The organism is Streptomyces fodineus, from assembly GCF_001735805.1.
Classification (GTDB): domain Bacteria; phylum Actinomycetota; class Actinomycetes; order Streptomycetales; family Streptomycetaceae; genus Streptomyces; species Streptomyces fodineus.
Genome location: NZ_CP017248.1, coordinates 3,787,508 through 3,811,839 on the forward strand (window position 1 = coordinate 3,787,508; position 24,332 = coordinate 3,811,839).

21 protein-coding genes and 1 pseudogene are annotated in these 24,332 nt (G+C 72.3%); 10 read left to right on the plus strand and 12 right to left on the minus strand.

Annotated features, from left to right (window positions below; genetic code table 11):
* Positions 1 to 107: 107 nt before the first annotated feature.
* From BFF78_RS15525 to BFF78_RS15545, 5 genes are all read left to right on the plus strand, one after another.
* Positions 108 to 398 carry a hypothetical protein gene (locus BFF78_RS15525; protein ID WP_069778905.1) on the plus strand — a complete coding sequence of 97 codons (291 nt, stop codon included), beginning with the start codon at positions 108 to 110 and terminating at the stop codon, positions 396 to 398.
* Positions 399 to 420: 22 nt separating this feature from the next.
* Positions 421 to 1,242, plus strand: coding sequence for a hypothetical protein (locus BFF78_RS15530; protein ID WP_069778906.1), 822 nt, complete (start codon positions 421 to 423; stop codon positions 1,240 to 1,242).
* A gap of 18 nt (positions 1,243 to 1,260) precedes the next feature.
* Entirely contained in the window at positions 1,261 to 3,198 is a 1,938-nt protein-coding gene (locus BFF78_RS15535; protein ID WP_069778907.1) for a fumarate reductase/succinate dehydrogenase flavoprotein subunit, read from the plus strand.
* Positions 3,195 to 3,965, plus strand: a complete 771-nt coding sequence (locus BFF78_RS15540) for a succinate dehydrogenase/fumarate reductase iron-sulfur subunit (protein WP_069778908.1) — start codon at positions 3,195 to 3,197, stop codon at positions 3,963 to 3,965. Before BFF78_RS15535 ends, BFF78_RS15540 begins: the two co-directional genes overlap by 4 nt.
* Before the next feature lie 329 nt (positions 3,966 to 4,294).
* Entirely contained in the window at positions 4,295 to 5,869 is a 1,575-nt protein-coding gene (locus tag BFF78_RS15545; RefSeq protein ID WP_069778909.1) for a hypothetical protein, read from the plus strand.
* A gap of 34 nt (positions 5,870 to 5,903) precedes the next feature.
* On the opposite strand, the pseudogene BFF78_RS15550 reads toward BFF78_RS15545, so the two are convergent.
* The 5 genes and pseudogenes from BFF78_RS15550 to BFF78_RS15570 all read right to left on the minus strand — a co-directional run bounded on the left by BFF78_RS15550 (position 5,904) and on the right by BFF78_RS15570 (position 11,219).
* A pseudogene (locus tag BFF78_RS15550) lies at positions 5,904 to 8,503 on the minus strand (SpoIIE family protein phosphatase).
* 270 nt (positions 8,504 to 8,773) lie between these two features.
* Complete coding sequence (locus BFF78_RS15555) at positions 8,774 to 9,202, minus strand: ATP-binding protein (protein WP_069778910.1); 429 nt, start codon at positions 9,200 to 9,202, stop codon at positions 8,774 to 8,776.
* A gap of 222 nt (positions 9,203 to 9,424) precedes the next feature.
* Positions 9,425 to 9,859, minus strand: coding sequence for a (deoxy)nucleoside triphosphate pyrophosphohydrolase (locus BFF78_RS15560; RefSeq protein WP_069778911.1), 435 nt, complete (start codon positions 9,857 to 9,859; stop codon positions 9,425 to 9,427).
* A 30-nt stretch (positions 9,860 to 9,889) separates the two neighbouring features.
* Positions 9,890 to 10,081 (minus strand): SPOR domain-containing protein, encoded by a 192-nt coding sequence (locus tag BFF78_RS15565; protein ID WP_055709733.1) that lies wholly within the window; start codon positions 10,079 to 10,081, stop codon positions 9,890 to 9,892.
* A gap of 385 nt (positions 10,082 to 10,466) precedes the next feature.
* The gene (locus BFF78_RS15570; protein ID WP_069778912.1) at positions 10,467 to 11,219 is read right to left on the minus strand and encodes a GntR family transcriptional regulator; all 753 of its coding nucleotides are present in this window, start codon (positions 11,217 to 11,219) and stop codon (positions 10,467 to 10,469) included.
* A 415-nt stretch (positions 11,220 to 11,634) separates the two neighbouring features.
* On the opposite strand from BFF78_RS15570, the gene BFF78_RS15575 reads away from it, so the two are divergent.
* The 4 genes from BFF78_RS15575 to BFF78_RS15590 all read left to right on the plus strand — a co-directional run bounded on the left by BFF78_RS15575 (position 11,635) and on the right by BFF78_RS15590 (position 16,403).
* The gene (locus BFF78_RS15575; RefSeq protein WP_069783587.1) at positions 11,635 to 12,801 is read left to right on the plus strand and encodes a serpin family protein; all 1,167 of its coding nucleotides are present in this window, start codon (positions 11,635 to 11,637) and stop codon (positions 12,799 to 12,801) included.
* Positions 12,802 to 13,013: 212 nt separating this feature from the next.
* Complete coding sequence (locus tag BFF78_RS15580) at positions 13,014 to 14,078, plus strand: helix-turn-helix transcriptional regulator (protein ID WP_069778913.1); 1,065 nt, start codon at positions 13,014 to 13,016, stop codon at positions 14,076 to 14,078.
* A 41-nt stretch (positions 14,079 to 14,119) separates the two neighbouring features.
* Positions 14,120 to 15,292, plus strand: a complete 1,173-nt coding sequence (locus BFF78_RS15585) for an MFS transporter (protein ID WP_069778914.1) — start codon at positions 14,120 to 14,122, stop codon at positions 15,290 to 15,292.
* Between the two features lie 85 nt (positions 15,293 to 15,377).
* The gene (locus BFF78_RS15590) at positions 15,378 to 16,403 is read left to right on the plus strand and encodes an isocitrate/isopropylmalate dehydrogenase family protein (protein WP_069778915.1); all 1,026 of its coding nucleotides are present in this window, start codon (positions 15,378 to 15,380) and stop codon (positions 16,401 to 16,403) included.
* 27 nt (positions 16,404 to 16,430) lie between these two features.
* Here the strand turns inward: BFF78_RS15590 and BFF78_RS15595 are convergent, their stop codons facing one another.
* From BFF78_RS15595 to BFF78_RS15620, 6 genes are read right to left on the minus strand one after another with little or no spacing between them, the layout of a single operon-like run.
* Positions 16,431 to 16,748, minus strand: coding sequence for an antibiotic biosynthesis monooxygenase family protein (locus tag BFF78_RS15595; RefSeq protein WP_227025839.1), 318 nt, complete (start codon positions 16,746 to 16,748; stop codon positions 16,431 to 16,433).
* A 40-nt stretch (positions 16,749 to 16,788) separates the two neighbouring features.
* Positions 16,789 to 18,141 carry an FAD-dependent oxidoreductase gene (locus BFF78_RS15600; RefSeq protein WP_069778916.1) on the minus strand — a complete coding sequence of 451 codons (1,353 nt, stop codon included), beginning with the start codon at positions 18,139 to 18,141 and terminating at the stop codon, positions 16,789 to 16,791.
* Positions 18,142 to 18,168: 27 nt separating this feature from the next.
* Positions 18,169 to 19,959 carry a non-ribosomal peptide synthetase gene (locus tag BFF78_RS15605; protein WP_069778917.1) on the minus strand — a complete coding sequence of 597 codons (1,791 nt, stop codon included), beginning with the start codon at positions 19,957 to 19,959 and terminating at the stop codon, positions 18,169 to 18,171.
* The gene (locus tag BFF78_RS15610; RefSeq protein WP_069778918.1) at positions 19,956 to 21,044 is read right to left on the minus strand and encodes an LLM class flavin-dependent oxidoreductase; all 1,089 of its coding nucleotides are present in this window, start codon (positions 21,042 to 21,044) and stop codon (positions 19,956 to 19,958) included. Before BFF78_RS15610 ends, BFF78_RS15605 begins: the two co-directional genes overlap by 4 nt.
* 7 nt (positions 21,045 to 21,051) lie before the next feature.
* Entirely contained in the window at positions 21,052 to 21,642 is a 591-nt protein-coding gene (locus tag BFF78_RS15615; RefSeq protein ID WP_227025840.1) for a flavin reductase family protein, read from the minus strand.
* A complete protein-coding gene (locus BFF78_RS15620) occupies positions 21,615 to 23,189 on the minus strand; it encodes a tryptophan halogenase family protein (RefSeq protein ID WP_079161327.1) in 1,575 nt (524 codons plus the stop codon). Before BFF78_RS15620 ends, BFF78_RS15615 begins: the two co-directional genes overlap by 28 nt.
* 212 nt (positions 23,190 to 23,401) lie before the next feature.
* Between BFF78_RS15620 and BFF78_RS15625 the strand changes: the two genes are divergently transcribed.
* Positions 23,402 to 23,608, plus strand: coding sequence for an MbtH family protein (locus BFF78_RS15625; protein ID WP_069778919.1), 207 nt, complete (start codon positions 23,402 to 23,404; stop codon positions 23,606 to 23,608).
* Positions 23,609 to 23,617: 9 nt separating this feature from the next.
* On the opposite strand, the gene BFF78_RS15630 is transcribed toward BFF78_RS15625, so the two are convergent.
* A complete protein-coding gene (locus BFF78_RS15630) occupies positions 23,618 to 24,328 on the minus strand; it encodes a tryptophan 2,3-dioxygenase family protein (RefSeq protein ID WP_069778920.1) in 711 nt (236 codons plus the stop codon).
* Positions 24,329 to 24,332 lie beyond the last annotated feature (4 nt).

Here is a 24,332-nt window from a genome sequence, read left to right on the forward strand (position 1 = left end):
CGCCAATCGCTGCACATGCCTTCACATCGGCAGGTGTGACGCGCAACACTCCAAGGCGCACGAACGTCGCCCAGGGCCGGCCGGACCCGCGGAAGTGAGGACACGTCATGTCCGTGCACGACGACATCACCTCGGTCCAGCGCTCCATCGACGATCTGTACCGGTCGCTGGGGCGGCTGGAGCACCAGCTCGGCAGCGGCGGCCTGGAGATGCGCCGGGTCCGGCTGGACGCCGACCATCTGCGGGAGAGCCTCGCGCTGCTGCGCGAGGCGGCCGACACCCGGGAGAGCCCGCGCCGCCCCGACCTCGTCACCATCTCCGACACGCCGTACGACACCAGCCTGTGGGTCGGCTCGGACGACGAGGGCCTGGGCGCCCGCGACCGCCACGCCCCCTGATCCCCGACGACCGGAGCCTGCCTTGGCCACTGGTACGGAACCCCAACAGAACAGCGGCGGCGTACGGACCACCACGCGCGCCGCGATCGCCGCCCCGCACCTGCGGACCGACCGCTGGTGGCTGGCTCCCGCCGTCACCGCGGCCGGTCTGCTGGCCTTCGTCGTCTACTCGACCTGGCGGGCCTTCGCGAATGCGGACTACTACGCGGCGCCGTACGTCTCGCCGTTCTACTCGCCGTGCCTGGCGCAGAACTGCCGGACCATGCACGCCGGCCCGAACGCCGACCTCTTCGGGAACTGGTGGGGCATCTCCCCCGCCATCATCATCCTGATCTTCCCGCTCGGCTTCCGGCTGACCTGCTACTACTACCGCAAGGCGTACTACCGCAGCTTCTGGGCGTCCCCGCCCGCCTGCGCGGTGGCCGAGCCGCACCGCGGCTACACCGGTGAGACCCGCTTCCCGCTGATCCTGCAGAACCTCCACCGGTACTTCTTCTACGCGGCCCTGCTGGTCGCGGGCGTGCTGACGTACGACACCGTGCTGGCGTTCCGGGACACGCACTACCGCTGGGGCCACATGGGGCTCGGCACCCTGGTGTTCCTGGCCAACATCGTGCTGATCTGGGCGTACACCGTCTCCTGCCACTCCTGCCGGCACATCGTCGGCGGCAAGCTCAAGCACTTCTCCAAGCACCCCGTGCGCTACCGGGCGTGGCAGCTCGTCGGCAGGCTCAACGCACGGCACATGCAGCTGGCCTGGGCGTCGCTGCTGAGCGTGGCGCTCGCCGACTTCTACGTCTATCTCGTCGCGTCCGGGGTCTTCGCCGACCCGCGCTTCTTCTAGGAACAGGTGAGCCGTCTGATGTCCGTGGTGGACCGCCAGGAGTGGGACGTCGTCGTGGTCGGTGCCGGCGGCGCCGGACTGCGGGCCGCGATCGAGGCGCGCGAGCGGGGCGCCCGTACGGCGGTGATCTGCAAGTCGCTGTTCGGCAAGGCGCACACGGTGATGGCCGAGGGCGGCATCGCGGCGGCCATGGCCAACGCCAACGAGCACGACAACTGGCAGGTGCACTTCCGCGACACCATGCGCGGCGGGAAGTTCCTCAACCAGTGGCGGATGGCCGAGCTGCACGCGCAGGAGGCCCCGGACCGGGTGTGGGAGCTGGAGACCTGGGGCGCGCTGTTCGACCGTACGAAGGACGGCCGGATCTCGCAGCGCAACTTCGGTGGCCACGAGTACCCGCGCCTGGCCCACGTCGGCGACCGTACGGGCCTTGAGCTGATCCGCACGCTCCAGCAGAAGATCGTCGCGTTGCAGCAGGAGGACCATCGCGAGACCGGCGACTACGAGTCCCGGCTGAAGGTCTTCCAGGAGTGCACGGTCACCAGGGTCCTGAAGGACGGTGAGCGCGTCTCGGGGGTCTTCGCCTACGAGCGCGAGAACGGCCGTTTCTTCGTGCTTCAGGCCCCCGCGGTCGTGGTCGCGACCGGCGGCATCGGCAAGTCCTTCAAGGTGACGTCGAACTCCTGGGAGTACACCGGCGACGGCCACGCGCTGGCGCTGCTGGCGGGCGCACCGCTGCTGAACATGGAGTTCGTGCAGTTCCATCCGACGGGCATGGTCTGGCCGCCGTCGGTGAAGGGCATCCTCGTCACCGAGTCGGTGCGCGGCGACGGCGGGGTGCTCAGGAACGCCGAGGGCAAGCGGTTCATGTTCGACTACATCCCGGACGTCTTCAAGGAGAAGTACGCCGAGTCGGAGGAGGAGGCCGACCGGTGGTACGAGGACCCGGAGAACAACCGGCGCCCACCGGATCTGCTGCCCCGCGACGAGGTGGCCCGCGCGATCAACGCCGAGGTGAAGGCGGGCAGGGGCTCGCCGCACGGCGGGGTCTTCCTGGACGTGTCCACCCGGATGCCCGCCGAGGTGATCCGGCGCCGGCTGCCCTCCATGTACCACCAGTTCAAGGAGCTGGCGGACGTCGACATCACCGCGGAGGCGATGGAGGTAGGGCCGACCTGTCACTACGTGATGGGCGGCATCGCGGTCGACTCCGACACGGCGGCGGCGCAGGGGGTGCCGGGGCTGTTCGCGGCCGGTGAGGTGGCGGGCGGTATGCACGGCTCCAACCGGCTCGGCGGCAACTCGCTCTCCGATCTGCTGGTCTTCGGGCGCCGGGCGGGCTGGCACGCGGCCGAGTACGCGCAGGGGCTGGCGTATCAGCGCCCGCCGCTGGACGACGCCCAGGTCAACACGGCCGCGGCGGAGGCCCTGCGCCCGTTCTCGGCGGAGACGGACCGGGAGGGCGAGGCAGGCCCGCCGGAGAACCCGTACACCCTGCACCAGGAACTCCAGCAGACCATGAACGACCTGGTCGGCATCATCCGCCGCGAGGGCGAGATCGAACAGGCCCTGCACAAGCTGGGCGAGCTGCGGGTACGGGCCCGCCGGGCGGGGGTCGAAGGCCACCGCCAGTTCAACCCCGGCTGGCATCTGGCGCTGGACCTGCGGAACATGCTGCTGGTCAGCGAGTGCGTGGCCCGTGCCGCGCTGGAGCGCACCGAGTCGCGCGGCGGCCACACCCGCGAGGACCACCCCACCATGGACCGCGCCTGGCGCAACGTGAACCTGCTCTGCACCCTGACCGATCCCACCGGCACTCTCGCGGCGACGGACCCCGCCCGGGGCCAGATCCGCCTGACCCGCCGGACCACCGACCCCATCCGCCCGGACCTGCTCGCCCTCTTCGAGAAGGAGGAGCTGGTCAAGTACCTCGCCGAAGAGGAGCTGTACGAGTGAGCAGCTACGAGGCCCGCTTCAAGGTGTGGCGGGGTGACGTCGAGGGCGGGGGCCTCACGGACTTCGCCGTCGAGGTGCACGACGGCGAGGTGGTCCTGGACATCATCCACCGCCTCCAGGCCACCCAGGCGCCCGATCTGGCCGTGCGCTGGAACTGCAAGGCCGGCAAGTGCGGTTCGTGCTCGGCGGAGATCAACGGGCGGCCGAGGCTGATGTGCATGACCCGCATGTCGGTGTTCTCCCGGGAGGAGACGATCACGGTCACTCCCCTGCGCGCGTTCCCGGTGGTCCGGGACCTGGTGACGGACGTCGGCTTCAACTACCAGAAGGCGAGGGAGGTCCCGGCGTTCGTACCTCCGGCCGGCGTCGGGCCCGGCGAGTACCGGATGATGCAGGAGGACGTGGACCGCTCGCAGGAGTTCCGCAAGTGCATCGAGTGCTTCCTGTGCCAGGACACCTGCCATGTCGTCCGCGACCACGAGGAGAACAAGACCGCTTTCGCGGGCCCGCGCTTCCTGATGCGGATCGCCGAACTCGACATGCACCCGCTGGACGCGGCCGCCGGGACGGGCCTGGACCGGGCGCGCACGGCCCAGGACGAACACGGCCTCGGCTACTGCAACATCACCAAGTGCTGTACGGAGGTCTGCCCCGAGGGCATCAAGATCACCGACAACGCGCTGATCCCCATGAAGGAACGCGCGGTCGACCGGAAGTACGACCCGCTGGTGTGGCTGGGCTCGAAGATCGGGAGGCGTTCTTCATAGCCACGCCGATCACGCTCCCACCAGAGCAGCCGCTCAGGGTGTCCAGGGCCTCGGCGAGTCGCGCGAGTCCTCGTCCGGCGACCAGATGTAGGGCGAGGTCGGTTACGGTCCTGTGCTTTCGTGTTCCGGTCACCGGACCCGGTGTCGTGCCACGGCATCCGTCACGCCGTACGGCGGTGGCGGTCGCCTCGCCTCCGCCTTCGGGCCGCTCCGTCCCTTCCGCCCCCGTCCCTGCCTCTGCCGTGCATTCCTGACCCCTTGCTCGCCTCGTCCCCCACCCGTATCCATCCCGCTCGCGAAGGCGCCTACCTGGCCATACGCTCCGAAATGTGACGTCCTCCCTGATACGGGGCCGGCCCCGGCGCGACAAGGCGTACATACGGGTGCGGGTGGCGCATGCCGTGGTGGCTGTCGTGGTCGGGGCCGGCTGGCTGGCGCTGCCGGTGATGACGGCCGACGCGCAAGATCCGGTTCCCGCGGCGCAGGCCGGCACGGTCGCGAGCGCCGCCGCCCCGGAGCAGGACGGGACGTCCACCGCCGACCTCGTGCTGCCCCTCGTCGCCGGGGTCACGGCCGTGGTGCTGGCCGGATACGGATACCTGCGCCGCACCCGCCGCGCCCGCACCCGTACGACCCCCGGGATCGTCTCCGTCGCCCCGCCCGCCCCCACCCCGGCCGACTCCGCGCGCCAGGCCCGCGCCGCGCTGGTCCTGGCCGACGACTGTGTACGCACGAGCCGGGAGGAACTCTCCTTCGTCCGGGAGCGGTTCGGGCCGGCCGGGACCGAGCCCTTCGTCCATGCCCTGCGGGCCGCCGAGACCGAGCTGGCGGCCGCCTGCGCGATCTGGTGGCGGTACGAGCAGGGCGTGCCGGAGGACGAGCTCGCGCGACGGCAGGCGCTGGTCGGTGTGGTCGGCCGGTGCGCGGAGGCGGGACGCCGGCTGGACGCGGAGGCTCCCGCGCTGGACCGGCTGCGGGAGCTGGAGGGGCCGGGGCTGGCCGGGGCGCTGGAGACGGCCGAGGGACGCTTCCGGGACCTGACGGCCCGCACGATCGCCGCCGAGGACGCCCTGAGGGGCCTGCACGAGCGCTGCACGCCCTCGGCGACCGCGGCCGTCACCGGGCATGTCGAACAGGCCAAGGACCGGCTGGTGTTCGCCACCATGCGGCTCAACGAGGCCCGCCAGAGCGCCGACGCGGGCCACCGCGCACGGGCCGCCGGACAGCTGCGCGCCGCCGAGGGCGCGGTGGCGCAGGCCGAGGTCCTGGTGACCGGGGTGGAACGGCTCGCGGCACAGCTGCGGGAGGCGGCCGAGCTGGTGCCGGCCGCGCTGACCGGCGCGGAGGCGGAGATCGCGGCGGCCCGGAAAGGGAGTGTGCGGGTGCCCCTGACCAGCGGTGAGCTGCACGCACGGCTGGTCCACGCGGACGGTGTGCTGGCCGCCGTACGGGAGGAGCTGACGGCGGGACCGTACGACCCGCTGGACGCCCTGCGCCGGATCGCACGGGCCGTGGCACGGCTGGAGACGGGCCACAACGGCGCGCCGGCCGCCGCGGCGCTGCTGGTGGCGAGGAGTTCCGTCGCCGGGGCGGAGGACTTCGTCGCGGTGCACCGGGGCGCGGTGGGCCCGGAGGCACGGGTCCGCCTGGCGGAGGCGGCCCGGAAACCGGGCGTGGTCCACGCCGGCCAGGCCGACTCCCTGGCCCGCGAGGCCCGTGACCTGGCCGAACGGGACGTACGCTGCCACGGCACACCGTACGCGGGCACCGACGGTGACACACCGGGCCTGGCCGGCGCGGTGCTGGGCGGGGTGCTCCTGGCCGAGGACCGGGACGGGGGGCCTCCGGCGAGCTACGGGGGCCCGGAGACCAGGGCCCGCCGCGGCCTTGCGGCGCCTGACTAGCCAACAGGACCGCCCCGCCCGAACCGACGCCGGGTCAGAAGAGGCTCAGCAAGGCCTCTGCCGGGTCGGTCAGGCCCGCCTCTCCCCCGGGCAACGGCAACTCGAACCACACCGTCTTGCCGCGAGGCGTCCGGCGCGAGCCCCACGCCGCGCTGAGCAACCCCACCAGCTGCAACCCGCGGCCCCCCTCGTCCGTATCCCGGGCACGCCGCCGGCGAGGCTGCACCAAGCCGCTGTCCCACACCTCGCACACCAGCGTCCGGTCCAGCAGCAGCCGTAGCCGGATCTCCCCCTCGCCGTACCGCAGCGCGTTGGTGACCAGCTCGCTGACGAGCAGTTCCGTCGTGTCGATCAGCGGCTCCAGATCCCAGCTCAGCAGCTGTCTCCGGGCGTATTCCCGGGCCCGCCCCACACTGCGCGGCTCGCGCGGCAGCGTCCAGTCGCCGACGGAATCGGCCGGCAGCCCCTGCACCCGGGCCATCAGCAGCGCGATGTCGTCCTCGCCGTGGTGGGTGTCGAGGGTGTTGAGGACGTGGTCGCAGACGTCCTCCAGCGGGCGGGCGGGATCGGTGAGCGCACCGACGAACGCCTGCAGGCCCTCGTCCAGGGGATGGTCGCGGGACTCGACCAGGCCGTCCGTGTACAGGGCCAGCAGCGCACCCTCCGGCAGCTCGACCTCGACCTCCTCGAAGGGCTCACCGCCCACCCCGAGCGGCATGCCGGGCGGCACGTCCAGCATCAGGGCCGGTTCGCCGGGCTCGACCAGGACCGGCGGCAGATGGCCGGCGTTGGCGAACGTACAGCGTCTGGTGACGGAGTCGTACACCGCGTACACGCAGGTCGCGAGGTAGACCTCGCAGAGGTCGGCGTCGCGCGGCTGGCGTGCCGTGCGCGTCGCCTGCTGCACCCCGCCCGGGGTGCCCAGGCCCCGCGCGATCTCGTCCAGCGCCGACAGCACCTCCGCCGGTTCGAGATCCAGCAGCGCCAACGTCCGTACCGCCGTGCGGAGTTCGCCCATCGCGACCGCCGCCCGCAGGCCCCGCCCCATCACATCGCCCACGACCAACGCCGTACGGTGGCCCGGCAGTTCGATGACGTCGAACCAGTCGCCGCCCACCTCCGTCGCCGCGTTGCCCGGCAGATAGCGGCAGGCGATGTCCAGCCCGGAGGCCTCGGGGTCGCCCGGCGGCAGCAGCGAGCGTTGCAGTATCAGCGCCCGCTCGTGCTCCCGGCGGTACAGGCGCGCGTTGTCGATGCAGACGGCCGCGCGCGCCGCGAGCTCCACGGCCAGGTCCCGGTCGCGGTCGCCGAACGGCTCGCTGCCCTTGGTGCGGGCGAACTGGGCGAGGCCGACGACCGTGTCGTGGGCGACCATCGGCACGGCCAGCGTGGACTGCACCAGACCGCCGTCCTCGGGGGCACGTGCCGTGGGCGGGCGGTGCGCAGGGCGTCCGCGCAGGGCGAGCTGAAGGGGAAGTGATGGACCGCGCCGACCTCGACGGGCTCGCCGGCGGCGGTGAAGGGAGCGCCGGCGACGGCACTGGCGAAGGCGACCCGGCGCAGTTCGGCGCTGCCGTCGGCGAGGCCGGGCGGGGTCTCGTCGCCGATGAGCAGGCCCTGGTAGAGGTCGACGGTGGCGAGGTCGCAGAAGCCGGGGACGACGACGTCGAGGAGTTCCCGGGCCGTGGTCTCCAGATCGAGGGAATTCCCTATGCGGGCGCCGGCCTCGTTGAGCAGGGCGAGGTTGCGGCGGGCGGCGGCGGCCTCGCGGGCGGCGGCCCGGCGGGCGGTGATGTCGGTGCCGAGCCAGGCGATGCCGATGGGCCGGCCGCTGCCGCTGTGCACGCGGTAGAGGTTGACGGACCAGTGCCGGCGTTCCTCGGAGCCGGGGACGTACCCCGTGACATGCATGTCGGTGATGGACTCGCCGCTCTCCAGCACCCGCCGCAGGGTGGCCGAAACCCGCTCGGCCTCACCGCGCGGCAGGTAGTCGTGGACGCCCTTGCCCCGGTGGTCGTCCGGGGTTCCGCCGAAGATGGAGGCGAATCGCTGGTTGGCCCGACGGACCCTCAGATCGGTGTCGATCAGCAGGAATCCGAACGGGGACTGGCCGAAGATGGCCTGCGAGGCGGCCAGGTCGGTCTCGATGCTGCGCAGGGTGCGGACGTCCACGACGATGCAGACGGCGGCCTTGTCGCCCTCGGCGGTCCGGGTGGGCATGACGTAGACCTCGGCGAGGCCTTCCTCGCCGCGCGCGCCGTCCGCCTTGTCCGGCATCCGGAAGGGTACGACCCCGGTCCACTCCCGCCCGTCGAGGATCTCGGCCATCTTGCGCTGGCCGCGCTCGCGCAGGTCGGGGTCGATGAAGGCCTCTATCGGGTCCATGCCGACGGCACGGGCGGCGGGGACGCCGAAGAGCTGCTCGGCGCGCAGGCTCCACTGGTCGACCAGCCCGCCGGGGCTGATGGAGAAGGACGCGACCTTGATGTAGTCGTACATGGAACCGGGCGGACTGCTCTGCCACATGGGGTCGCCGGGTGCCGCGCCGTCGCGGGTGGCGGCCTGCGCGGCCTGGTTCCTCGCGCCGCCCGACGGGTCCTCGGACTCCGTGGCCTTCGCTGGTATCTCGCTCACGCGAACCGTCCCCTCCAGCTCACCGCGTCCGGCACCGGTCACCGGAGGCGGCTGCCCGCAGTATCCAGCACTACGGCGCCGCACGACACGGTGTTCACGATCACAGCTCGGTCCAGATGTTTTTCGGACCGTCCGTGACAACACTTCCACTCTTCTAACCAGGGAACACGCCCCCGAATCACGCTCTCCGGAGACGGCCGCGCGCCCGCGGCGCACGATGGACGCACCGCCGCCCGCTGTACACCCCCGCGCTCCCCGGGTGCTACCGGCTCACCCGGGCACCGCCAGTTCGAACCAGACGGTCTTTCCGCTCGCGCCGGGCCGGGTGCCCCAGCGGCGCGAGGAGCCGGCGACCAGTTGGAGTCCTCGGCCGCTCTCGTCCTCGTCGCGGGCGACCCGCTCGCGCGGCGGGTCGGGCAGCGGGTCGGAGACCTCCACCAGCAAGGTGTCGTCCAGTTTGACGGGACGTACGAGGCGTACGCCGATCGGGCCGGTCGCGTGCCGCAGCGAGTTGGTGACCAGCTCGCTGACCAGCAACGCGGCGAGGTCGGCGAGGCAGTCGAGGTCCCAGCCGTGCAACTGCCCGCGCACCGCGGCGCGTGCGGTGCGCACGGCGCCGGGTTCCGCGGGAAAGGTCCACTCGGCGCAGTCTCCATCGGTGTCGATCACGCCGATCACTTCCCAGGCCAGCGAGCCCACCCATGTCCGGTTTCATGGGGTTAATGGGCACATACCCGATATCCAGGCGGCAGTACCGTGCGAGAGGGCGCACTGTGGCACGAACGGGCGCGCTCCGCTTGGCGGACGTGCACCCAGGAGCTCGGGTCGTGCCGGTTCCGTGCGGCTGCGGGTCCGATGCGGCCGGTCGCGCCCACGCGGCGGTGGCCGCACATCGAACAGCGCCCCGCGCCCCTTACGGGGCTACGCCCCGCTCGCGATCGCGTCCGCCACCTCACGGACCGCCGGGACATCCTGGTCGAGCCAGTCGACCTCCCAGATCCGGTCCGGGGTCAGCCAGCGCAGCTCGTCGTGGTCCTCCAGGGGTTGGGGAGCAGGTGAGCCGGGGCGCAGGCGGGCGGTCCACACCTGGAGGACGTACGGCGTCCGCAGCGGCCACTGGCCCGGCACGCGCTCGACCGGCTCGGCGTCGACGCCGAGTTCCTCGCGCAGTTCGCGCACCAGGGCGTCCTCGGGCCGCTCGCCCGGCTCGACCTTGCCGCCGGGCAGCTCCCAGCGCCCGGCCAGGTCGGCGGGGGCGCTGCGGCGCGCGGCGAGCAGCCGGCCGCCGTCGAGCAGGGCGGCTCCCACCACCACGATCCGGTCCGTTCCGGGTGTCTTGGGCGTGCTGGGGATCATGGGGCGGAGCCTACGGGAGGGCGCGCGAGGTCAGTTGCGGGCGCCGTCGCCGTTCTGGCCGATGCGCTCGACCCAGTAGAGCTGTTTGTGGCCGCGGTCGTCGAGGCTGTCAGCGATCTTCTGGGCCTCGGCGCGGGTCGCGTAGCGGCCGACGCGGTAGCGATTGCCGTTGTCGTCCTGCCGTATCACGATCCAGGGCAGCGAGACCGTCCCCTCACTCATGGTCTCCACCCCCCGCGTCACTCCTTCTCGCATCGGCCCACCCGCTTCCCTTCCCGGGCCCCCGCCGTGCCCCGCCTAAGGAAACCGCAATACGCATATGCCCGAGCGTACGCCCAACCTTCACGCAGCGAATACGGCTTTTCACAAAGAGGTACGCAACCGGCCAGGACACAGGGGGCGCACGGAAGCGAACGCGCCGTCGTGAGCGCCCCTGTCCCGAGTCGGAGGCATATCCGAGTGACCCCTGACCACCAGCGAAAACGGCCGAATCACACCGCCCCGCCGCCACCTGGCCAAGGCCGCACGGCCGGACCAACCGCCCGCGGGGCGTGCCGGGGTGTGCGCTACCTCACTCAAGGGGCGCACAGAGTCGTCGGGCGCCGCCTCACCTTACCGGCAAGTGATAGGCCACCCGGTACCGATCCGCCGGGATCACCACGTCCGCGGTTTCCACCGGGCGGCCGGAGGCGTAGTACGTGCGCTGGATGACGAGGACCACGTGGCCGGGGACGCCGCCGAGGATGTGGAGTTCCTCGGCCAGGCCGGGGCGGGCGCCGACCTCCTCGGTGACGTTGTCGACGATGATGTCGATGGCGCGCATGCGCTCGACGACGCCCATGCCGCCGAGGGGGCCCTCCTCGGGGAGCATGACCGGGGTGCGGCCGGTGACGGCGAGGGGCTCCCAGGACGTCGAGAGCATCATCGGCTCGCCCGCCTCCCGGAACAGGTACTTGGTGCGCATGACCCGGTCGCCCGCCTTGATCGCGAGCCGCTCGGCGATGGCGGCCCCGGCCTCGGCCTGCTCGCTGCTGGACTCCCAGGTGCCGCGCACCGAGGCGTCGGCCTGCTCCTGGCGGAAGGGCGTGGCACCGCTGGACGGGCGGTATCCGGAGCGGGACACACGGCGGGGAACGGGCCGCTCGCGCACATACGTCCCGGAGCCGGAGCGGCCCTCGACGAGCCCCTCGGCCATCAGCACCTTGCGGGCCTCCAGCGCGACCGTGTCGGAGACGCCGTACTCCTCGCGGATGCGGGCCTGGGAGGGCAGGCGGGTGTGGGGCGGCAGCGAACCGTCGACGATCTTCTTGCGGAGATCACCCGCGACGCGCAGGTACGCCGGCTGCTCACCGAAAGTCACTGGCCGCTCCCATCAGGTTGTACAGACAGCAACAGCCTGGCAACCGTGGGTTGTGCCATGCAAGCAAAGGCCAGAGAATCACTCGATGTGATGACATGGGGTCGGGGAGGGCTTTACCCAGGCACTTCTCCCCGTATGGGTGTGCTCACACATGCACTCACGCACGGTACGGACACCGGTACCGTGCTCCTGGGCCGGGGGGCGGCAACACGGGACCGGTGAACGGCCCGTGGCCGGGCCGACGTAGGACCGGGCACATGGTAATCGGCACGAACGGGGGCGTAATGAGGCTGGGCACCCTGATCGGGGGCCGTGCGGGCGACGAGGTCGCCCCCACGGCGGGCATGAACAAGGCCTCGTGGGAGGGCAACGCGTGAGCAAGGTGACCGCCGAGACGGTCCGTCGGGTGAACGGGATGACGGCCCGCTGGGCGCACGCCCTGCCGGAGGGCACGGTGTTCTCCGCGCCCGGGGTCTGGCCCCTGCTGGCCTTCCTGGCCGACGGTGCGGCAGGACCGGCGCGGGCGGAGCTGAGCGAGGCCCTCGGGGTGCCGGCGGGGCAGGCGGCCGGTGCGGCACGGGAGTTGCTGGCGGCACTCGCGTCGGTGTCCGGGATGGACGCGGCGCTCGGCCTGTGGGCGCATCACGCGCTCGCCCTGCGGGAGGAGTGGCGGGCCGGGCTGCCGGCCGGGACGTACGGAGTGTTCGGGGACGACCTGGTCACCGCGCAGGAGCGGCTGGACGCCTGGGCGGCCGAGCGGACCGGCGGGCTGGTCGAGCGCATGCCGGTGACGCTGACCCGGGACGCCCGGATGGTGCTGGCCGGCGCGCTCGCGCTGCGCACCACCTGGCGGCAGCCCTTCGACGAGCTGCCGCTCCGGCCGGACGCCGGTCCCTGGCAGGGCCGTACGCTGCGCGGTCTGCACCGGCGCAGCCCACGGCCGGACCGGGTGGGGGTGACGGGCACGCCGGACGGGTTCGTCACCGCGCTGACCGTGCCCGGTGACAACGGCGTCGACGTCCATCTGGTGCTCGGCGAGGAGCGGATGACCCCGGGGCAGGTGCTCACGGCCGGGGTGGGGATCGTGGAGCGGGCGCTGCCGCTCACCGGGGGCCGCTCGTTGCCGCACGGGCATGTCGGGCCGGGTCTGTACGTGGAGCAGCAGCCGGCCGTCGAGCCGGTACCGCTGACGCTGGACGTGCAGACGGTGGCGTACGAGGTGCGCGCCGATCACGATCTGCTCGCGCTGGCCGGGCTGTTCGGGCTCACGGCGGCGACGGACGCGCGGCAGGGCCACTTCCCCGGCATCAGTGACGCCCCGCTCGCCGTCGGCCAGGCCCGCCAGTCGGCGCTGGCCCAGTTCGGTGCGCTGGGCTTCCGGGCGGCGGCGGTGACGGCCATGGCGGTGCCCTACGGCAGCGCGCCACCGCAGTACCGCTACGAGTCCACGGTCGTCCGGGTCGTCTTCGACCGTCCCTTCGGCTTCCTCGCCGTCGACCGCGAGTCCCGGCTGGTGCTGGTGTCGGGCTGGGTGACGGATCCGGCACCGGAGCCGGTCATGGGCTTCCCCGGCGCCCTTTAGGGCGGTTTGAAAAGGGGCGGATGAACCTTTCCCGTCATACCGCCGAACAGCGGCCTCGCCTTGCTGTGTATTTCCTGTATCCCCGCGCAGCCGACCGGAATCGGCCAAACTTGTCCGACCATGTTCGGTGGCGGTGGATTTCCCGCCACCTTGGGTAAGGCACTGATGTTGCGCGGAAAGGGAGTTGCGCGGAATGGGAGGGGGACAATCCGGTGGCGGCGCAGGACCTCGACGCATGGGCGCAGGAACTCTACCGGGCCATGTCGAGGAACTCCGCTCTGGGTGTGGCGGAGGCCGCCGATCTGGTCCGGATGCCGACCGCACGGCTCGGCGAGGCGCAGCAGCGCCTGATCGAGCTGGGCCTGCTGGAGCCCGCCCAGCCGGCGGCCGGCGCGGCACAGGAGGCGTACCCGGCGCGGTATGTGACCTCGACCCCGGAGGTCTCCCTCGCACGGCTGATGCAGCGCGGCGAGGACATCTGGACCCGGATGCAGCGCGAGATGCAGGCGACGCACGCGGCGATGTCCGTGGTCGCCTCCGAGTTCACGCGCACGCAGGCGGCGAAGATGCAGGTCATCTACGCGGACCTGATCACCGACCGCAGCCGGATCGACCAGATGCTCAGTGACGCCGCCGAGTCCGCGACGGACGAGATACTCAGCGTCCACGGCGGCGTGCCCCACTCGGCCGAGGCGCTGGCGGCGGGCCGGGAGCGCAACCGCAGGGCCTTGGAGCGGGGTGTGCGGATGCGCACCGTCCATCTGGCGTCCACGGCCCGCAGCCCGCAGGGGTATGCGCACCTCAAGGCCCTCGACAAGGCCGGAATCCAGGTGCGTCTGCTCCATCACGTGCCCTTTCGGCTGCTTATCGTGGACGATTTGTTCGCCGTGACGCCGAGGTTTCAGGACCCGGGGAGTCCGGCGGTCACGCTGCTGCGCGGGCGGGAGATCACCCGGTTGTTGCGCGAGGTTTTCGAATTCTGCTGGCTCAACGCCACGTCATTTGCCTCCGTGAACGAACCGGCCGTCCAGGAAGAGGAAACCGAGGCCGCCACCGGACAGCAACCGACCGCTCAGCAACGGGTCATGCTCCAGATGATGTCGGAGGGAATGAAGGACGAAAGCGTGTCCCGGAAGCTGGGAATATCGGTGCGAACGGTGGGCCGCATGGTCAATTCCCTCATGGCCCAGCTGAATGTCCAGACCCGGTACCAACTGGGCGTGCACGCCGCCCGGATGGGCTGGATCACCGGCGCCGGAAGGGACGGCGCCGCATAGAACTCCCCGCCTGGCGGCGCTCGGCCGTCGTCGCGGCGCTCATGCTGGCCGCGTTCGCGTTCAACACCACCGAGAACCTGCCGATCGGCCTGCTGCGGCTCATCTCCGCCGACCTGCGCGTGTCCCTCCCGGCCGTGGGCCTGCTGGTCACGGGGTACGGCGTGACGGTGGCCGCGATGTCCCTGCCCGTGGCCCAGGTGACCCGGGCGATACCCCGCCGCCATCTGCTCACCGCGCTGCTGGCGGTGTTCGCGCTGGCGAGCTGGGCGCCGGTGGCGACCGGGCGGTCGTACCCGGGACTGCTGGCGGCCCGGCTGGCGACCGCGCTGGCCCAGGCGCTGTTCTGGGCGGTCTCCGGGCCCGTGGCCGTGGGCCTGTTCCCGCCCTCGCGGCGCGGCCGGATCATCGGCCTTGTGTCGGTGGGCGGTTCACTGGCCCAGGTGCTCGGGGTGCCGGCCGGCACCTGGCTGGGCGGCGGATACGGCTGGCACACACCGTTTGTGGTGCTCGGCGGGGCGGGCTGCGCGGCCCTCGCCGTGCTCGCCGCGCTGCTGCCGACCTCGCGCCCGGACCAGGGCCACGCCGTGCGCGCGAGCGCGCCCGACGCCCGCCGCTTCACGGCCGTCCTGGCCACCACGGCCCTGTCGGCCACCGGTGTGTTCACCGGTTTCACCTATCTGACGGCCTTCCTGAGCGAGGCCGCGCGGTTTTCCGACGGCGCGGTGAGCGTGCTCCTCACGGTGTACGGCGGTGCCGGGTTCGCCGCCGTGGTCCTGGCCGGCACCCTCCTGGACCGCTTTCCGCGCGCCGTGCCCGCCCTGCTCGTGGCCGGGCAGACGGGGGGACTGTGCGGGCTGTACGCGGGCGGCGGGCACGGCCGGGTGGTCGCCGTGGGCGCGCTGGTGCTGCTCGGGGTGTCCACGGGGCCGTTCTTCATGGCGACCCAGAACCTGGTCTTCCGTACCGTGCCGGGCCGCACCGAGCTGGGGCTGGCCGGGAACTCCGCGGCCTTCAACGTGGGCGTGGCGGTGGGCGCGTCGACGGGCGGGGTGCTGCTGCCCGCCGTGGGAGTGCGCGGTGCGTTCCTCGTGGGGGGAGTGTTCACGGCTGTGGCGCTGGTGGTTCTGGCGGCGGGTACGGGCCGGCCGCGGCGGCCGGCCGGCGAAGAGCTCCGGGTGACCGGTGCCGGAAGGATCCGGGTGAATGACAACTGAAAGATCCGGTCCGCCCTTGCGGGCCCGTGGATAGCCTGCCGTCCGTGATCGGCGGCGGCGATTCCCGACCGGCGGAGGGTGGCCCATGAAGATCGTGACCGTCATACCCGGTGACGGCATCGGCCCGGAGGTCGTCGAGTCCGCCCTGCGGGTGCTGGAGGCCCTCGGCACGGACCTTGCGCCGGATGTCCTGGACCATGTGAACGCGGGCACGTACCGGCGCGAGGGAACGGCGCTCTCGGAGGCCGACTTCGCGCGGATCGCCGCCAGTTCGGCCACCCTGCTCGGTGCCGTCGGCGATCCTTCGCTGGAGCACACCGACTATGTGCGCTCCGTACTGCTGCGGCTGCGGCTCGGCTTCGACCTGTACGCCAACTACCGGCCGGTGCGCCTGTGGCACGACCGGCTGAGCCCGCTGCGCGACGCCGCGCACCGGGGCATCGACTGCGCGATCGTCCGGGAGAACACCGAGGGCCTGTACAGCGGTGTCGGCGGTGCCGTGCACCCGTCCTCGCCGTGGGAGACCGCGATCGACGCGGACGTCAGCACCCATCACGGCGTCTCGCGGATCCTCGACTTCGCCTTCTCCGTCGCCCGCCACCGGGTGTGCATGGTCGACAAGGCCAACGCCGTCCGGTCCGGCGGCAGCCTGTGGCAGCGCTGCTGGGAGGCCGCCGCCGGGCGGCATCCGGGCGTCGCCGCGTCGCACCTCTACATCGACGCGGCCGCGATGCGGCTCGTCACCGACCCGGGGTCCTTCGAGGTCATCGTCACGAACAACTCGTACGGCGACATCCTCAGCGACCTCGCCGCCGCGCTCGCCGGCGGCATCGGTCTCGCCCCCTCCGCCAGTCTCAACGGCACCACCGGTTTCGGCCTGTTCGAACCGGTGCACGGCACCGCCCCGGACATCGCCGGCACCGGTACGGCCAACCCGCTGGGCGCGATCCTGTCGGCCGCGCTGCTGCTGGAGCACCTCGGGTACGACGACGAGGCCCGGGCGGTGCGGCTGGCCGTCGGCGGTGCCGTCGCGGCCGGCCGGGTCACCCCGGATCTCGGCGGCACGCTGGGCACCGCGGACGCGACGGCGGCGGTGCTGGCCGCGCTGTGACCGGGGCCGGTCCGGCCGGCCGGCGGATCATCTGCCGGGATAACGCGAGGCGTCCTCGCTGGAGCTGGTCCGGATCACCTCGGCCACGCTCAACTCGTAGAAGGAGTACCACCGTTCACGGCCTAGCTGCTGGGCCTTCTGGTGCTCGGGGTCGTTGCGCCAGCGCTCCAGCGTCTCCGGGTTGCGCCACCACACCAGCGCCAGCCGCTCGCCGTCGTCGGAGGTGTAGTTCTTGATGTGGACGAGGTCGTCGCCCGCGAGTTCACGGACCCGGCGGGCGAGCCGGTCCTCCGTGATGTCGTACTCCTTGTCGGCGCGTTCGGAAAAGCGCGACCTGAACAACACGAGGATCACCATGGCCTCCACAAGTCCGGGCGGTTCGTCGTCACAGCGGTGACCGGGACAGCACGTGGCCGCGCAGTTCCCGGTCGGGGATCCGGTCGGCGGCGCCCGGGTGGCGGTCCTGGATCTCCCGGACCAGCCGCCGCAGGTGCCGTTCGCTCTCCTGCGCCTCGGCGTAGCTCTCCTCGGTGAAGGCGCAGCGCTCGTACAGCGGGACGAAGCGGTCGGGGAACAGCGCGGACAGGCGCCGGCTCAGCGTGGCCGCCTGCTCGGCGCCGGGGTCGGGCAGACGCGACATCGTGCGGTAGTGCTCGAGCGAGATGGCGGCGACGGCGTCGGCGTCCCTGCCGCGGCGCCGCTGGTACGCAGCGAGCGCCGCCTCCCAGGTGCGTTCCGTGTCCAGGCAGGCCGCCAGCACACGGACGTCCTCGAAGGAGCAGTTCATGCCCTGGCCCATGAAGGGTGCCATGGCATGGCAGGAGTCCCCCACCAGGGCCGCCCTGCCCTCCCACACCCAGGTGTCGCAGCTCACGAGCGCGATGTGCGAGACCGGTTTGGCAGCCAGCTGCTCGCCCAGGTCGGGGATGGCACGGGCCAGTTCGGGGAAGGCCGCGGCGAACTGGTCCCGCAGGGGGAGACCGGCGGCCGCCGCGGCGTAGGAGGGCGCGGGTCCTTCCCTGCGGAGGAACACACAGCCGGTGAACTGGCCGGGCGACAGGGTGGGGAACGCCCCGAAGAGGGCGTCGCCGGCCGGCCAGTAGTGCATGTTCTCCCGCTCGCACCACGGCAGTTCCAGCGTGATCTCCTGGTAGGCCAGCTCCAGCGTGCCGACGTGCTCGCGTACGCCGCGGGCCACCATGGCAGCGCGGACGGCGGAGTGCGCGCCGTCGCACCCGAGCAGGTGCGCGCAGCGCAGCCGGTGTTCACCAAACGCCCCGCGCACCCGGACCTCGGGCGTGTCCAGGTCGACCCCGACGACCTGTTCGCCGAACCGGATCTCCACGCCGGGCGTGGCGTCGGCGGCGTCCAGCAGGATGTCCAGCAGCCGGGCGCGCTCCACGGCCCAGATCGGCGAGCCGTCCCTGCTGTACGGGGTCAGCGGCGTGCCGCCGTCCGGCAGATGCCCGCGGCGGCCGTGCAGCGGCACGGCGATCGCCCGCACCCGCTCCTCCAGGCCCAGTTCGCGCAGGGCCCGCCAGCCCCGGGCGGAGAGGATCACGGTGAGCGAGCGGCCGCCGCGCGAAGGGGCCGTCCGGGGGTCGGGGTGGCGTTCGAGAACCGTCACCGGACCGTGCCGTGCGGCGAGGTACATGGCGGCGACGGGCCCCACCAGCCCGGCGCCGACGACGACGATCCGCGGGCCGCCGTCCGCCCGGGAGCCGGTCCGCTCAGCCATGGCGGCTCCTCGCGCCGTTCACCGCGGTCACCGCCGTTCCTCCGGGGCCGTCGTGTCGTGTTCGTGCAGGAGCCGCACCAGGCCGGCCAGGGTCTCCGCCTCGAAGACGGCGCGCATCGGCAGGCGTACGCCCGTCTTCTTGCGCAGGATGCTGACCAGCCGGGCCGCGACCACCGAGTTGCCGCCGATCCGGAAGAGGTTGTCGCCCGGGTCCACGGTGTCCAGGGTCAGCAGCTCCCGGACGGTGGCGTACAGCACGTCCTCGTGCGAGCCGGGCGTGGCCGCCGGTCCGGCCGCCGCCGCGGTGCGCCCGGCGTCGGCGCGTTCCCGCAGGGCCCGGCGGTCGATCTTGCCGTTGGACAGGGTGGGCAGCTGCTCCAGCACGGCGATCCGGGCGGGCACCATGTGCTCGGGCAGCTGCCCGGCGAGGGACTCCCGCAGCTCCTCGGGGCCGGTCCCGGCGCCGGGCCGGAGCGTCACGTAGCTGACGACCCGGGCGTCGGCGAGCGCGCCGGTCACCACGCAGGCCGCGATCTGCACCGCCGGGTGCCGGGTCAGGCAGGCCTCGATCTCGCCGAGTTCGATGCGGAAGCCGCGCACCTTGACCTGGTCGTCGGCCCGGCCGGCGAAGTGGAGTGCACCGCCCGGTCCCCGCCGGCCGCGGTCGCCCGAGCGGTACATCCGCGCCCCGGGCGGGCCGAACGGGTCGGGCACGAACCTGGTCGCGGTCAGCCCGGGCCGGTTCAGATAGCCGCGCGCCAGGCCGGAGCCGGCGAGGTACAGCTCGCCCTCGGCCCCGTCCGGGACCGGCCGCAGACGCTCGTCCAGCACATGGACCCGGCCGCCGGTCCACGGGCGCCCGATGCCGGTGTCGTCCGGGTCCTCGACGGGGCCCGCGATCGACACGCCCACGGTCACCTCGGTGGGCCCGTACCCGTTGAACATGCGCCGGCCCGGCGCCCACTTGGCGATGAGGGTCGGGGTGCAGGCGTCCCCGGTGGACATGATCGTGCCGCCCGCGAGCACCCCGTCGCTGTCGGTGATGCTGAGCGCCACCGGAGGCAGCACCGCGTGCGTGATGTCGTACTTGACCAGGGTCTCGTGCAGGTTCTCGCCGGGCAGCAGGTCGTCGGCGTCGGCCATGACCAGGGTGGCCCCGGACAGCAGGGCCAGCGTCAGGTCCCAGAAGAACGCGTCGAAACTGACCGAGGCCCACTGCAGTACGCGCTCGCCGGGAGCCGGTGCGAACCGCTCCGCCTGGGTGGCGACGAGGTCGCCCACTCCCTCGTGGGACACGAGCACGCCCTTGGGGCTGCCGGTGGAGCCGGAGGTGTAGATCACGTACATCAGGTGGTCCGGCCGCAGCGGCTCGCGCCGCTCCTCCGCCGCGACGGGGGCCCCGCTGTGACGTGCGCACAGGGCCGTGAATTCCGGGTCGTCGACGGTGATCTCAGGGGTGGCCGTCGCGGGCAGCGCCACCGTGCTCGTGCGCACCAGCAGCACCGGGGCGGCGTCGTCGATCAGGTACGACAGCCGGGCCGCCGGGTAGTGGGGGTCGAGCGGCAGATAGGCGCCGCCGGCCTTGAGCACGGCCAGCAGCACCACGACGAGCTCGGCCGAGCGCGGCACGGCCACCGCGACCAGGCGGTCCGGTCCGACGCCGCGGCGGATCAGCTCGCGGGCGAGGCGGCCCGCCTGCTGGTCGAGCTGCGCGTAGCTGAGGGTGGTGTCCTTGTACACGACCGCCGGGGCGTCCGGCACCCGGGCCGCCACCGCCGCGAACAGCTCGGGAACCGTGGCCGGCCGTGTCCCCGTCACCGGGCGTCCTCCTGCCGCTCCTCCGCGTCGAGCCGGGGCCGGACCTGGCGGGCGAAGAGTTCCAGGGTGCGCCGCATCGTCGCCCGCGGCTGCTGGCCGTAGTCGATCTGGAAGAGGATCACATCGGGGGTCAACACCTCACGGATCTCCCGCAGTTGACGCACCGCGGTGTCCGGCGAGCCGAGTACGGCCAGACCGGCGTCCTCGCTCGCGCCCGAGCGGTGTTTGTCGACCATGGCCTCCCGGTAGCCCTGGTACGACGCGGAGGCACGGCCCTGCCAGGAGCCGGCCGCCGCGGCGAAGGTGTCCCAGTGCCGGCGCAGATGCCGCCGGCCCAGCTCGCGGGCCTCCTCGTCGGTCTCCGCCAGCATCAGCGCGATGCTGATGGCGACCTTGGGCTGCCGGCCCCGGTTCTTCTCGGCGCCGAGGAAGCAGGAGCGGTAGAAGTCGATCATCTCCCTGACCTGGCCGGCCTTCTCGCGGGTCGGGGCCGAGGCCACGAGCAGGTTGTAGCCGGACTCGCCGATCCACTGGAAGCTGGACCGGGTGATGAGGGCGGCCGTCCACACCGGCGGATGGGCCCGCTGGGTGGGCGGCGGTACGGAGGTCGCGCCCGAGTAGCGGAAGAACGGCCCGTCCTCGTCCACCTTGGGCTCGGTCCACAGCCGTACCGTCGCGTCGACGGTCCGCCGGAAGCGGTCGGTGCTGGTGTCCATGTCGACGCCGAACGCGTCGAACTCGTAGGGCAGGAAGGCGCGGGCGAAGCCCACGTCCAGCCGGCCGCCGCTGATCGCGTCCAACTGTGCCGTGCTCGCCGCCAGTTGGATGGGGTGGTGGAAGGAGGCCTGGATGCCGCCGGTCATCAGGCGGACCCGGCCGGTCACGGCCGCCACGGCGGAGAGGAAGGCGAGCGGGTCGGGGCAGTAGCCGCCGTAGGGGTGCAGGTAGTGCTCGGTCATCTTGACGTATTCCAGGCCCAGTTCGTCCGTGAGCCGGGCCACGTCCAGCAGGTTGGCGTAGTACTCCTGCGGGCTGCGGTCCTCGGGGCCGGTGTCCGGCAGGATCGATATTCCGTACTCGGTCATGCTGTCCTCAACTCCTCGCGCGCTGCTGGTTCGTGGTGCCCGCGGCACCGGGGTCGCCGCCCGGCCGGCCCAGGGCCCAGTAGCCGCGCAGTCCGTAGAGCAGGGGGTCGGGTGCCGTGCCGGCCCGCGCGGTCACGGCGAACACCTCGCCGAAGACGACGGCGTGCTCCCCGACGTCCACGGTGCGGGTGACACGGCAGTCGGCGACCGTATGGGCGTGCCGCGTCAGGTGCGGCCCGCCGAAGCCGGGCTCGAAGGTCCAGGGCACCCGTGCGAAGCGGTCCGTTCCCCGGGCGGCGAACAGTTCCGCCACCGGCCGTGCGTCGCTGCCGAGCAGGTTCACCGCGAACCGCGCCGCCTCGCACAGCGAGGCCAGGGTGCCGCTGCCCTGCTTGAGGCAGACCAGGAGGGTGGCCGGCTCGTCCGACACGCTCGACACGGCGGTGCAGGTCATCCCGTGCGGGCGGCCGTCCGCGCCCGCGGTGGTGACGACGGTGACGCCGGCCGGGAAGGACGCCATCAGCGCCCGGAACCGGGACGGGGAGACCGCGGCCGGTGCGGTGGCCTGCCTCAGGGGTTCCGGCACGACCGCTGCCACGCCAGATAGTCGGCCTGGGACGGCAGCCGCTCGATCAGGGCCGCCGCCTGCCGGCGCACCCGGTCGAACTCCCGCAGCGCGGCGGTGTCGTCCATCCGCGCCAGCACCGGCCTGGGCCGCACGGGCAGTCCGCCGAGGCCCAGGATCATGGCGGTGTACGAGTACGGCTCGAACCCGTGGAAGTACGGGTGGACGGAGTCCTCGTCGGGCAGCTTGTGCCGCCAGTCCTCGATACGGGCGGCGAGCGCGTCGGGCAGCGGCCGGGTCTTGGTGTCCCGCCAGTACGCGGTGTCGTCGCGGGCCGCGGCGTAGTAGTGCAGGACGAGGAACTCGCGCACTCCGTCCATGACGCCCGCGACCTGCCGGTTGTAGGCGCGGCGCAGCGCCTCGCCGTCGCCGCCGTCCGGGAGGTGGCGCACCAGTTGCTCGACGCCGTTCTGGATGAAGAAGATCCCGGTCGACTCCAGGGGCTCGACGAAGCCGCTGGACAGTCCGATCGCGACGCAGTTCTTCACCCAGGACCGCTCACTGCGCCCGATGCGCATACGGATGTGGTTGGCCGGCAGGTCCGCCGCCTCGGGTCCGACGAACTCCCGCAGCGTCCGTTCGGCCTGCTCCGGGGTGCAGTAGTCGCTCGCGTAGACATAGCCGGTGCCCAGCCGGCCGTAGAGCGGGATCGTCCAGATCCAGCCCGCGTCCTGGGCCGTCGCCGTGGTGCAGGGCCGCATGCCGCGCCGCGTCACGTCCACCGGGACGCGCAGGGCGACCGCGCTGTCGTTCGGCAGGCTGTCCTGGTAGGAGCGGAACGGCTCCTCCAGCGCCTTGTTCAGCAGCAGCCCGCGGAATCCGGTGCAGTCGACGTACAGGTCCGCGGTGAGTTCTCCGTGTTCCTTGGTCAGGACGCCGCTGATCGCCCCGGTGTCGTCCAGCCGTACGTCGAGGACGTCGTCCAGCACGTGCCGGACGCCGCGCTCGGTGCCGTACCGGGTGAGGAACCGGGCCAGCAGGGCGGCGTCGAAGTGGTAGGCGTACGGGAACTGGGTCGTCCGGCCGTCCGGTGTGGCCCCCGCCCTGTCCGTCCCGCCGTCCTGGCCCGGGACCCCTTCGAGGTCCTGCTCGAAGAGACCGCCGCCGACATGGCGGGGCGAGCGCTGGGCGTCGCACAGGGCCGCCAGTACGGAGGTGTCGTGGTCGTACCGGTCGCTGGGCCGCTTGTGCAGCCACCAGTCGGCGAGCGGGAACCCGTCGACCACGCGGGGGCGTTCGAAGGGGTGGTAGAAGTGGTGGCCCTCGGCCCGCCAGTTCTCGAAGCGAATGGCGAGCTTGTACGACGCATGGCATTCCGGCATCCACTCGTGCTCGGCGAGCCCGAGGCGGGCGAAGAAGTGCCGGACCGTGCTGAAGGTGGCCTCGCCCACGCCGATCGTCGGGACCTTCTTCGATTCCACGAGCGTGACCTTGAGCCGCTCGCCGAAGGAGGCCTTGAGATATGTGGCGGTCATCCAGCCGGCCGTGCCACCGCCGACGATGACAACACTGTCAACCATGCTCCCCCATCTCGGTTCTCCCGCGCGGCAAGGAATTCGGTGCAGCGGAACTGGCGGCATCCTCCCCGTGATTCCGGCGGCCAAATCGGCCACGAAAAGATCCCTGACAGATTTTGCCGGGTTCTTTCGCCGCCCGTTGACAGGAATTGCTCCGCGGCACACGCTGAAACACGCTGGAGCGAAGCGACGGTTCTTCTTCGGGGAGTGGCCTCATGTCCGTGAACCCTTTCGACGACGAGACGGGGCGGTTCCGCGTCGTGGTGAACGACGAGGGACAGCACGCGATCTGGCCGGACTTCTCGGCCGTACCGGCGGGCTGGCGCAGTGTGGCCGGCCCGGACAGCCGTTCGGCCTGCCTGGCCTATGTCGAGGAGCACTGGACGGACATCCGGCCCGCCGGTCTGCGTGACTCCGGCTGACAGCGGTGCTCAGCGGGCCCGGTCGGTGAGGCCGGCGTGCAGGGCGCCGCGGATGCGCCGCAGTTCGGGGAAGGGCACGGTGATGCGCCGGGCGAGATGGTCCATGCCGCTGGTGCCGCCCGTGCCCTCCTGGTCGCCGACCATCGAGGACATCAGGCCGAGGTGGGCGACCTTCCAGCGCCAGTAGCCGTTGCCGACGTCGAGCAGGGCCTCGGCGATCCGGTGCAGGGCGCCGGCGCCGAGCCCCGCCCGGCAGACACCGGCGACGGACAGCCCGCGGTGCGCCGACGCCGACTCAAAGGCCTGGTACAGGGTGCCGTTCGTGCCGTCGCCGCCGATCAGCCCGGCCAGCAGCCGGAACTGCTCCGACTGTGCTCCGCTCGCCGTGCCCAGCCGGGGCCGGAACTCGACGAAGCAGCGCAGCGGCAGCCGCTCCAGCACGACGACCTGTTCGTGCATCAGCCGCAGCACCTCGCCCGCGCGCCCGAGGAGTTCCGCCCCGAGGTCCAGGTCGTCGTCGCTTCGCGCGCGGAGCAGGTCCACGACCGTCTCGAGGTCGGCGAGCACCTGCTTCAGCCACAGCTCGCTGCACTGGTGGGCGACGATGAAGAAGTGCTCGGCCAGGAGCACGGCACGGTCGGCGCCGGCGGGCGAGTGCGTCTTCTGCAAGGACAGCAGGGTGCCCGTCTGCACATAGTCCGAGTAGGTCAAGCCGGTCATGACT